Origin of the sequence: uncultured Nocardioides sp. (genome assembly GCF_902805925.1) — a bacterium.
In the GTDB taxonomy this organism is placed as follows: domain Bacteria; phylum Actinomycetota; class Actinomycetes; order Propionibacteriales; family Nocardioidaceae; genus Nocardioides.
This window is the reverse complement of the sequence record NZ_CADCUP010000049.1, coordinates 1-10,551: the sequence shown is the minus strand read 5'-3', so window position 1 is coordinate 10,551 and position 10,551 is coordinate 1. Positions and strand designations below refer to the sequence as shown.

The following is a 10,551-nucleotide window of genomic DNA, read 5'->3' as shown; positions in this document are numbered from 1 at the left end:
CCGACGGCGTACCAGCGCCCGGAGTACCGCACGACGCCCCACGGCTGCAGGTGCCGGCGGGTCGCCTCGGCGGCGCCGGGCCGGCGGTAGTCGAACTCCACCGCCGAGCGCTCCTGGGTGGCCTCCCAGAACACGTCGAACGCCGGCTCCTCGGCCCCGATGCGCGGCTCCACGAGGTCGAGGGCCGAGAGGTCGAGCGGCACGCCGCTGGCGGTGAGCTTGCGCACGGCGTCGGTGGCGGCCTCGGCGAGCCGGGCGTGCTCCCACACCTTGCCGGCCAGGCCGATCACCGCCGCCTCGTCGGCCTCCAGGCTGATCTCCGGCAGGGCGAACTGGTCGGGGTTGATCCGGTAGCCCACCTCGTCGTCGAAGTAGGCGTCCAGCGTGCCCACCTCGATCGGGACGCCGAGGGAGCGCAGCTCCTCCTTGTCGCGCTCGAACTTCTTCTCGAACGCCTCCGAGGTCTCCTCGGGGTAGAGCAGCTCGCGGATCCGGTCCTTGGAGACGTAGCGGCGCTGCACCAGCAACATGATGAGCAGGTTCATCAACCGCTCGCTCTTGCGGGCCAACACGGCGGCTCCCCTCCCCCCGGACCGCCCTCGGCCGGGACGGCTCAGGCTGTCAGTCCGCAGGCTGTCAGACCGCTGCGAGGATGTCGACGACGAAGTAGAGCGTGTCGGTGCCCTTGATGCCGGCGCCCTCGTTGCCCTCGCTGCCGTAGCCCAGGGCGGGCGGGATCGCCAGGACCACGCGGGAGCCGACGCTCTGTCCGACCAGTGCCTGGTCCCAGCCCTTGATGACCTGGCCGACCCCGATCGGGAACGACACGGGGGCACCGGTGCTGAAGGACTCGTCGAAGGGCTGCTCGCCCCCGAACACCTGCCCGAGGTAGTTGACGTAGATCGTCTGGCCCTTCTTGACCGCCGCCCCCTCGCCGGTGATCGCCTCGGTGACCCGCAGCTTCTTGCCCGGCTTCGGGGCGTCGGCGAAGTCGAAGCCGGTGACGGTGCCACCGTCCTCGGTGATGCCGGGAGCCCACGAGGCGACCGGCTTCTCCTCGCCCTGCGGCTCGGCGGCGACCTTCTCGACGAGGTCCATGACGAGCAGCACGCTGTCGCCGTTGCCGAGGCCGAGCTGGGGGTTGCCCTCCGCGCCGAAGGCGTCCTTCGCGGGCGCCACGACGGCGACGCGCGAGCCGGTCGCCTGGCCCTCGACACCGGCCAGGATGGCGGGGGTGAGCTGGTCGCTGACGTTGAGCAGCTCGGGCGTGCCCGCGTCGTACGTCGTGAAGGCCTGCTTCTCGGTGAAGCCGTTGCCGATCCAGATGTGGGTCAGGACGTTGTCGCCCTGCGCGATCTCCTCGCCCTCGCCCTCGGTGACGACCTCGGTCTCCACCTCGGACGGCTCGAGCCTGCCGTCGAAGGTGACCTCGGGCGCCTTGCCCTCGTCACCCTCGATCGTCACGGACGAGAGCCCGGCGCCGGAGCCGGAGCCCGAGCTGCTGTTGTCGTCCCCCGAGTCGTTGCCGCACGCGGTGAGCGTGAGGGCGGCGAGGAGGAGGGCGGCCGGGGCGGCCAGGGCACGACGAGACACGGAGCTACACCTTTGCTTGGGTACGGAGTGCGCCGTCACCCTATCCGGGGCGCCTGAGAATCCGCCGAGAGCCTCCCGGCCGGGGCCCTGACCTGGGGCGCCGCCCGGTGCGGGCTCACATGCCGTCGATGAGGCGTTGCACCCGCTCGTCGTGGGCCCGGAACGGGTCCTTGCACAGCACCGTGCGCTGAGCCTGGTCGTTGAGCTTGAGGTGCACCCAGTCGACGGTGAAGTCGCGGCGGCGCTCCTGGGCGCGGCGGATGAACTCCCCGCGCAGCCGGGCGCGGGTGTTCTGCGGCGGCACCGACTTGGCCTCGAAGATCCTCAGGTCCGAGGTCACCCGCGCCACCGCCCCCCGCTTCTCGAGCAGGTAGTAGAGCCCGCGGTCGCGGTGGATGTCGTGGTAGGTCAGGTCGAGCTGGGCGATGCGCGGGTGGCCCAGCGGCAGGCCGTGCTTGGCGCGGTAGCGGTCGATGAGCTTCCACTTGATGACCCAGTCGATCTCGCGGTCGACGAGGCCGAGGTCGCCCGACTCGACGGCCTTGAGGCCGCGCTCCCACAGGTCGAGGGTCTGCTCGATGATCGGGGTCGCGATGCCGCGACGGTCGACGAAGTCACGGGCCTTGGCGAGGTACTCGCCCTGGATCTCCAGCGCGCTGGCCTCCCGGCCGTTGGCGAGCCTGACCTTGCGGCGGCCGGTCATGTCGTGGCTGATCTCGCGGATCGCGCGGATGGGGTTCTCCATCGTGAGGTCGCGCATCACCACGCCCTCCTCGATCATCCGCAGCACCAGGTCGCAGCTGGAGACCTTGAGCATCGTGGTGGTCTCGCTCATGTTCGAGTCGCCCACGATGACGTGCAGCCGGCGGTACTTCTCCGCGTCGGCGTGCGGCTCGTCGCGCGTGTTGATGATCGGCCGGCTGCGGGTGGTCGCGCTCGAGACGCCCTCCCAGATGTGCTCCGCGCGCTGGCTGACGGAGTACGTCGCGCCTCGCGGCGTCTGGGTGACCTTGCCCGCCCCGACGATGATCTGGCGCGTCACCAGGAACGGGATCAGCACGTCGGCGAGCTTGGAGAACTCCCCGGCCCGGCCGACGAGGTAGTTCTCGTGGCAGCCGTAGGAGTTGCCGGCGGAGTCGGTGTTGTTCTTGAACAGGTAGATGTCGCCGGCGATGCCCTCGTCGCGCAGCCGCTGCTCGGCGTCCAGCAGCAGCCCCTCCAGCACCCGCTCCCCGGCCTTGTCGTGGGCGACCAGCTCGGCGATGTCGTCGCACTCGGGCGTGGCGTACTCGGGATGGCTCCCGACGTCGAGGTAGAGCCGCGCACCGTTGCGCAGGAACACGTTGCTGCTGCGCCCCCAGCTCACGACCTTGCGGAAGAGGTAGCGCGCCACCTCGTCGGGGCTCAGCCTCCGCTGCCCCCGGAACGTGCACGTGACGCCGTACTCGTTCTCGATGCCGAAGATCCGCCGGTCCACGTACTCACCATAGGTGGTCGGGGTTCGCGGGAGCGGAGGATCGCGGGCCTCCGGCCCGCGGTTTGGTCCCAAACGACAGGTTCCGAGGCCGGGATCATGCCGTTCCTGCCCAATCGACAACCCCCATCTGCCTCCTCCACCGGTTCAGCACCCGAGCGCGCCCCGGCTCTCGATACAACGAGTTGTCGACCAGTCGCCTCCACGCCCGCAACCGCCGGACCTGGTGCGGACGGTCGAGTGCCCGGTCGAGCTCGTGCATGACGACGCCGGGATGCTGGAGCAGGTCGTCGAGGGTGAAGCCGCGCCGGGTGTACGGCGTACCGGCCCAGCCGCGCTCTCGCCGCAGGTCGATGCGGTGCTGGGTGCCGTCCCGGTGCCCGGCCCCGTCGTACTCGTGGACGTCCCACGTGCCGCTGACGAGCAGGTCTGCTCGTCCGATGCGCCGACCAGCCGCGTCCCGGAGCACCACCTGCGGCTCGACCGCGATCTCCATGACGCAGTGGAACAACCGGAGCACCGTCTCTCCGGCGCTCTCGCACCGCGGCGTCGCCAGCCCGTACGCCGCACGGAGCGGCGCCACACCCGGACGCTTGCTCTCCAGCAGCGCCTCGAGGTCCGCCGGGACCAGGTGACCGAGCTCGAGGGCGGAGTCGAGCATGATCACCAGGTCGAGCGTGCCGAGGTCCCTGGCCGCCCGCAGCAGGACTTCCGGCGCCGTGTCGACCGGCAAGCCGTGCACCACGTGCGCCTCCGACGTGCGCACCAGTCGCGAGCAGATGAGACCCGGGCGTCGAGGACGATGCTCGCCCTGCACGGCAGCGAAGACCGGCACCTGGTCCGGCAGGTGCGGGAGCCGCCAGCCCAGCAAGCGGGCTGCCGTCACATGCGTGAAGACCGCGTCAGGCGGCAGGACGAGGCGCCACGCACGCAGGTCACGATGAAGCTCCTCGTCGTCCGACAGCCCGTCTCGCGACCTCAGGAATAGCCCGTGGCTCACCCGCCGGTGGTCAGACAGCCGGACCTGGCCCCGGATCGGTTCGTCGTCGTCCATGCCCCAAAGGCTGCCCGGACCGGCACCGCCACGGACGGGACGGGCGCTGTGCCTGTGGATAAGCGCCAGCTGCACAGCCGCTGGCTGCGGTTTGGTCCCAAACCGCACCTTCCGGGGCACATTCCGTGTCGTTTGGGACCAATCGACAGCCACGTCGACCCGCGCACCCGCCACACCCGCCACCTCTACAACAAGCCGGCCGCATCCATCGCGAGGTACGTCTGCGCGGTCGCCCCGAGCTCCCCGCTCCGCAGCAGGCGGCGCACCGTGGCGACGTCGACGACCACCACCTCGACGTCCTCGAGCTCGTCGAGCTGCTGCCTGCCCGCCGGCACGCAGTCGCGGGCGATGGCGGCGTACGCGGGGTGGGTGTTGCTGTAGTTGTGCGAGGAGGCCACCACCTCCACGGAGCCGGCCTGGTAGCCGGTCTCCTCGCGCAGCTCGCGTCGCGCGGCGTCCGCGGGGTCCTCACCCGGGTCCACGATCCCGCCGGCCACCGACAGGACGACCCGGCCGGGGCCGGGCCGGAACTGGCGCACCATCACCAGCTCACCCTCGGGGGTGAACGCCAGCACGCCGACGGTCTCGGCCACGTCGAGCAGGTCCCAGGTGCCCTCGGTGCCGTCGGGCAGGCGCACGCCGCGCCGTACGACGCGGAAGAAGCCGTCGTAGGCGACCTCCTCCCCCGTGGTGACCCAGGCGCGCTCGTCGTCGGAGCGCGGGCTCACTGCTCGTCGGGGTCGGCCGGCGGGGTGTCGACCGGCGACATCGGCTGGGCCGGGTCGACGGGGTCCCGCGGTGCGGCCGGGGGCGCCGGGCGGGCGATGGGCGGTGCCACCGGCGGCTCACCGGTCACCGGGTTCTCCAGCGGGGGTACGGCGCCGCTGACCTGGTCGGTCGGGTCGGCCGGGTCGTCGGGCGACCCCGAGGACGGCGTGGTGCCGCCGCCCTCGGCCGGCTCGTCGGGAGCCTGGGTGGCGGGGCCACGCTCGCCGAGCAGCTCGGTGATCCGGGGCGGGCGGATGCGCACGAACTTGCGCGGCTGCGTGCGGGTGCGGTCCAGGACCGCCACCTCGAGGTCCGCGACCGGGATGACCCGGTCGCCGGCGTTGCCGCGCTCGTCGACGGTGTGGCCCAGCGCGGTCACCGCGACGCGCAGCGCCTCGGCCAGTGACGCGCCCTCGATGTAGTGCTCCTTCAGGTGGGCGGCCACCGTGTCGGCCGCACCGCCCATCACCGCGAACCCGTGCTCATCGGCGACCTGGCCGTCGTAGGTGAGCCGGTACAGCTGGTCGTCGCTGGCGGCGTCGCCGATCTCGGCGACGAACAGCTCGACCTCGTACGGCTTCTCCCCGCCGGAGGAGAAGATCGTGCCCAGCGTCTGGGCGTAGGCGTTGGCCAGCCCGCGGCCCGTGACGTCGCGCCGGTCGTAGGCGTAGCCGCGCATGTCGGCCAGCCGCACGCCGGCGATCCGCAGGTTCTCGAACTCGTTGTAGCGGCCCACCGCGGCGAACGCGATGCGGTCGTAGATCTCGGAGACCTTGTGCAGCGCCTGGGAGGGGTTCTCGGAGACGAAGAGCACGCCGTCGGCGTACTGCACTGCCACCACCGACCGGCCGCGGCCGATGCCCTTGCGCGCGAAGTCGGCCCGGTCCTTCATCAGCTGCTCGGGCGAGACGTAGAACGGCATGCTCATGGAGTTGTCCTCAGCTCAGGTCGAGTCGTGTCAGGTCAGGGCCGCGGCGGGGCCGTCGGGGCGGTCCATCCGGGCGCCGATCACGCGGTCCGCGACCGCCGCCACCTCGTCGTCGGCCAGGCGGCGGCCGCCGTCGGCGGTGATGACGTACACAACGGGGAAGATGCGCCGCGTGAGGTCGGGGCCGCCGGTGGCGGAGTCGTCGTCGGCGGCGTCGTACAGCGCCTGCACCAGCGCCGTCACGCAGCCCACCTCGTCGAGGTCGTCGCGGTACAGCTTCTTGAGGGACCCCCGGGCGAACAGCGAGCCCGAGCCCACCGCGTGGAACGCGGTCTCCTCGTAGCGCCCGCCGGTGACGTCGTAGCTGAAGATCCGGCCCTGGTCCATGGCCAGGTCGTAGCCGGCGAAGAGCGGGACGACGGCGAGGCCCTGCATGGCCATGCCCAGGTTGGCCCGGATCAGCGCGGCGAGGCGGTTGGCCTTGCCGTCCATCGACAGGGTCGTGCCCTCGATCTTCTCGTAGTGCTCCAGCTCGGTCTGGAACAGCCGCACCATCTCGACCGCGAGCCCGGCGGTGCCGGCGATGCCGACCGCGGAGTACTCATCGGCCGGGAAGACCTTCTGGATGTCGCGCTGGGCGATGATGTTGCCCATCGTGGCGCGGCGGTCGCCGGCCATCACGATGCCGCCGGGGTACGTCGCGGCGACGATGGTCGTCGCGTGCGGCGCCAGGTCACCGGCGTGGCCGGTGGGTACGGCGCGGCGCGAGGGCAGCAGGTCGGGCGCCTGCTCGCCGAGGAAGTCGGCGAACGACGACGAGCCGGGCACCAGGAAGGCGGCCGGCAGTCGGGGTTCGCTCATCACTGTCCACCCTTCTGGATGAACGACTTCACGAAGTCCTCGGCGTTGACCTCCAGCACGTCGTCGATCTCGTCGAGGATGGCGTCGACGTCGTCGTCGAGCGCTTCCTTGCGCTCGGCGACATCGCTCTCGACGGCGTCCTGGTCGACGGCCTCGTCGGCGCGCTGGGACTCGGTGGACTTGCGCGGCTGCTTGTGCTCCTGGGCCATGCCACGACCCTATAGGGCATCAGCGAGTCAGGGCGTCGAAGAGCTGCTCCGCGGTGTCGCAGGAGTCGATCAGCGCCCCGACCGACGCCTTCGTGCCCCGCAGCGGGTCGATGGTCGGCACCCGCTGGAGGGACTCGCGTCCGGGCAGGTCGAAGATGACGGAGTCCCACGACGCGGCGGCCACGTGGTCGGCGTACTTCTCCAGGCAGCGACCGCGGAACCACGCCCGGGTGTCCTCCGGCGGGTCGTGCATGGCCGCCTCCACCGAGGTCTCGTCGAGCAGGCGCTCGATGCGCCCGGCGTTCGCGAGCCGGTGGTAGAGCCCCTTCTCGGGTCGGATGTCGGCGTACTGCAGGTCGATGAGGTGCAGCTTGGCGTCGTCCCAGTCGAGGCCGTCGCGCGAGCGGTACTGCTCGAGCAGCTTCAGCTTCGCCACCCAGTCGAGCTCGCCGGCGCACAGCATCGGGTCGCGCTCCAGGCGGTCGAGCACCGACTCCCACCGGGCGAGCACGTCGAGCGTCTGGGGGTCGGCGTCGGCGCCGAGCCGGTCCTCGACGTGCTTGCGCGCGAGGTCGAGGTACTCCATCTGGAGCTGTACGGCGGTCAGCCGGCGCCCGTCCTGGAGCCGCACGAGGTGGGTGAGGCTCGGGTCGTGCGAGACCGCCCGGAGCGCACCCACGGGGCCCTCGACGGCGAGGTCGCCGGTGAGGTAGCGGTCCTCGATCATCGACAGCACCAAGGCGGTGGTGCCGACCTTGAGGTAGGTGGAGACCTCGGAGAGGTTGGCGTCGCCGATGATGACGTGGAGCCGGCGGTACTTCTCCGGGTCCGCGTGCGGCTCGTCGCGGGTGTTGATGATCGGGCGCTTGAGGGTGGTCTCCAGGCCCACCTCGACCTCGAAGTAGTCGGCCCGCTGGCTGACCTGGTAGCCGTGCTCGCGGCCGTCCTGGCCGATGCCCACGCGCCCAGCCCCCGTGACGACCTGGCGGCTGACGAAGAACGGGGTGAGGTTGCGCACGATGTCGCTGAACGACGTCGAGCGCCGCATCAGGTAGTTCTCGTGCGCCCCGTAGGAGGCGCCCTTGTTGTCGGTGTTGTTCTTGTACAGCAGGATCTGCGCCCCGCCCGGCAGCTGACCGGCCAGCCGGGCGGCGTCGAGCATGACCTGCTCCCCCGCCTTGTCCCAGCGCACGATGTCGAGAGGCGTCGTGCACTCGGGGGTGGAGTACTCCGGGTGCGCATGGTCGACGTACAGCCGGGCGCCGTTGGTCAGGATCACGTTGGCCAGGCCGAGGTCCTCGTCGGTCAGCTGGCTGGGGTCGGCCACCTGCCGCGACAGGTCGAACCCGCGGGCGTCGCGCAGCGGCGACTCCTCCTCGAAGTCCCACCGGGCCCGTCGGGCCCTGATCGTGGAGGAGGCGTAGGCGTTGACGATCTGGCTCGAGGCCACCATCGGGTTGGCCAGGGGCTGGCCCTGGACCGAGATGCCGTACTCGATCTCGGTGCCCATCACGCGCCGCACACTCATGGCCACGAGCCTACGCGGCCCCTACAGTCGGATCCGTCAGGCACCAGCCTGATCGTCCGGGCGCCCGAGGGAGGGCCGTCGCATGGGGCTGTGGAACGACCGGGTGCTGCCCCGGGTGGTCGACCGCTCGCTCTCCGCGCCCGAGGTCGCTCCGCTGCGGGCGGCGGTCTGCGGGGGCCTGCGCGGGCGAGTGCTGGAGATCGGGTTCGGCAGCGGGCTCAACCTCGAGCACTACCCCGGCGCCGTGGAGTCCGTGGCCGCGGTGGAGCCGTCCGACCTCGCCTGGGCGCTGTCCGCCGACAAGCGGTCGCGCTCCGTCGTGCCGGTCGAGCGGACGGGGCTGGACGGACAGCGGCTCGAGGTCCCCGACGCGACGTACGACGCCGTGCTGTCGACCTTCACCCTCTGCACGATCCCGGACGTGGCGACGGCGCTCTCGGAGGTACGCCGCGTGCTCAGGCCCGGGGGATCGCTGAGCTTCCTCGAGCACGGACGGGCGCCGGACGAGGGGGTCGCCCGGTGGCAGGGCCGGCTGGAGCCGCTGCAGAAGCGGGTCTTCGGCGGCTGCCACCTCACCCGCGACATGCCGGCGCTCATCGCCGCCGCCGGCCTCCAGGTGGTCGACGTGCGCGCGGAGTACCTGCCCGGCCCGAGGCTGTCGCGGCCGTGGGCGTACGGCTACCTCGGCCGGGCGGCGGTCTCGGCCTGAGCCGCTCCGCGACGGTGGGCAGTCGTCAGAGCCGGCGCTTGCGCAGCATCGGCAGGAGGACCAGGACGACGAGCGCGATGACGGCGATGATGATGATGAACTTCATGGGAGTGCTCCTTCATGGGGTGCGTCGGGGTGCCGATTGGTCCCAAACGGCAAGTTCTGTGGCTCCGAACGTGTCGTTTGGGACCAAACGGCAGTGCGGCGAGCGGGCGGGCGACCCCGACCACGCCGTGGCTCAGAGGTACTGCCCGGTGTTGGCCACCGTATCGATCGACCGGCCGGGCTCGGTGCCCTGCTTGCCCGTGATCAGCGTGCGGATGAACACGATCCGCTCACCCTTCTTGCCGGAGATGCGGGCCCAGTCGTCGGGGTTCGTGGTGTTGGGGAGGTCCTCGTTCTCCTTGAACTCATCCACGCACGCCTGGAGCATGTGCTGGACACGCAGGCCCTTCTGGTCGTGGTCGAGCAGGTCCTTGATCGCCATCTTCTTGGCCCGGTCGACGATGTTCTGGATCATCGCGCCGGAGTTGAAGTCCTTGAAGTACAGGACCTCCTTGTCCCCGCCGGCGTAGGTGACCTCCAGGAACTGGTTCTCCTCAGACTCCTCATACATCCGGGCGACGGTGCGGTCGATCATCCCGGCCACCGTGGCCCGGGGGTCCCCGCCGAACTCGGCGAGGTCCTCGGCGTGCAGCGGCAGCGTCGGCGTCAGGTACTTGCTGAAGATCTCCCGGGCCGCTTCGACGTCGGGACGTTCGATCTTGATCTTGACGTCAAGCCTGCCTGGACGCAGGATCGCCGGGTCGATCATGTCCTCGCGGTTGGACGCGCCGATGATGATCACGTTGTCCAGGCCCTCGACGCCGTCGATCTCGCTGAGCAGCTGGGGCACGATCGTGTTCTCCACGTCGGAGGAGACGCCGGTGCCGCGGGTGCGGAACAGCGAGTCCATCTCGTCGAAGAAGACGATCACCGGCATGCCGTCGGAGGCCTTGTCCCGGGCCCGCTGGAAGACGAGCCGGATGTGCCGCTCGGTCTCGCCCACGTACTTGTTGAGCAGCTCGGGGCCCTTGATGTTGAGGAAGAAGCTGCGCCCTTCCTGCCCCGTCCGCTCGGTCACCTTCTTGGCCAGGGAGTTGGCGACCGCCTTGGCGATCAAGGTCTTGCCGCAGCCGGGCGGCCCGTAGAGCAGGATGCCCTTGGGCGCCTTCAGCTCGTGCTCGGCGAACAGCTCCTTGTGCAGGTACGGCAGCTCGACGGCGTCACGGATCGCCTCGATCTGGCTGCCCAGGCCGCCGATCACCGAGTAGTCGATGTCCGGCACCTCCTCGAGCACCAGCTCCTCGACGTCCAGCTTGGGCACCCGCTCGTAGGCGAAGTGCACGCGGCGGTCGATCAGCAGCGAGTCCCCGGCCCGGAGCTTG

Annotated in this window: 11 protein-coding genes; 1 reads left to right on the top strand and 10 read right to left on the bottom strand. The window is 70.8% G+C overall.

Annotated features, from left to right (window positions below):
• From QZX64_RS03775 to dop, 9 genes are all read right to left on the bottom strand, one after another.
• A partial coding sequence (locus QZX64_RS03775; RefSeq protein ID WP_295657093.1) for a YafY family protein occupies positions 1 to 572 on the bottom strand: 572 nt, incomplete at its 3' end.
• 64 nt (positions 573 to 636) lie between these two features.
• Positions 637 to 1,593, bottom strand: coding sequence for an FKBP-type peptidyl-prolyl cis-trans isomerase (locus tag QZX64_RS03770; RefSeq protein ID WP_295657091.1), 957 nt, complete (start codon positions 1,591 to 1,593; stop codon positions 637 to 639).
• Between the two features lie 115 nt (positions 1,594 to 1,708).
• Entirely contained in the window at positions 1,709 to 3,070 is a 1,362-nt protein-coding gene (gene pafA, locus QZX64_RS03765; RefSeq protein ID WP_295657089.1) for a Pup--protein ligase, read from the bottom strand.
• Positions 3,071 to 3,164: 94 nt separating this feature from the next.
• The gene (locus QZX64_RS03760) at positions 3,165 to 4,121 is read right to left on the bottom strand and encodes a hypothetical protein (protein ID WP_295657087.1); all 957 of its coding nucleotides are present in this window, start codon (positions 4,119 to 4,121) and stop codon (positions 3,165 to 3,167) included.
• A gap of 185 nt (positions 4,122 to 4,306) precedes the next feature.
• Positions 4,307 to 4,849, bottom strand: a complete 543-nt coding sequence (locus tag QZX64_RS03755; protein ID WP_295657085.1) for an NUDIX hydrolase — start codon at positions 4,847 to 4,849, stop codon at positions 4,307 to 4,309.
• Entirely contained in the window at positions 4,846 to 5,817 is a 972-nt protein-coding gene (gene prcA, locus QZX64_RS03750) for a proteasome subunit alpha (protein ID WP_295657083.1), read from the bottom strand. Before prcA ends, QZX64_RS03755 begins: the two co-directional genes overlap by 4 nt.
• Before the next feature lie 30 nt (positions 5,818 to 5,847).
• Positions 5,848 to 6,678, bottom strand: coding sequence for a proteasome subunit beta (prcB, locus tag QZX64_RS03745; RefSeq protein ID WP_295657081.1), 831 nt, complete (start codon positions 6,676 to 6,678; stop codon positions 5,848 to 5,850).
• Positions 6,678 to 6,887: a ubiquitin-like protein Pup gene (locus tag QZX64_RS03740; protein ID WP_295657078.1), complete on the bottom strand. Its 210-nt coding sequence runs from the start codon at positions 6,885 to 6,887 to the stop codon at positions 6,678 to 6,680. The genes prcB and QZX64_RS03740 overlap by 1 nt, the downstream gene beginning before the upstream one ends.
• Before the next feature lie 19 nt (positions 6,888 to 6,906).
• On the bottom strand, positions 6,907 to 8,415 hold the full coding sequence (dop, locus tag QZX64_RS03735) for a depupylase/deamidase Dop (RefSeq protein WP_295657076.1): 1,509 nt from the start codon (positions 8,413 to 8,415) through the stop codon (positions 6,907 to 6,909).
• A gap of 82 nt (positions 8,416 to 8,497) precedes the next feature.
• Here dop and QZX64_RS03730 point away from each other — a divergent pair, with 82 nt between their 5' ends.
• A complete protein-coding gene (locus tag QZX64_RS03730; protein ID WP_295657075.1) occupies positions 8,498 to 9,124 on the top strand; it encodes a class I SAM-dependent methyltransferase in 627 nt (208 codons plus the stop codon).
• Positions 9,125 to 9,362: 238 nt separating this feature from the next.
• Here the strand turns inward: QZX64_RS03730 and arc are convergent.
• On the bottom strand, positions 9,363 to 10,551 hold a 1,189-nt coding region (gene arc, locus QZX64_RS03725), incomplete at its 5' end, for a proteasome ATPase (protein ID WP_295657073.1).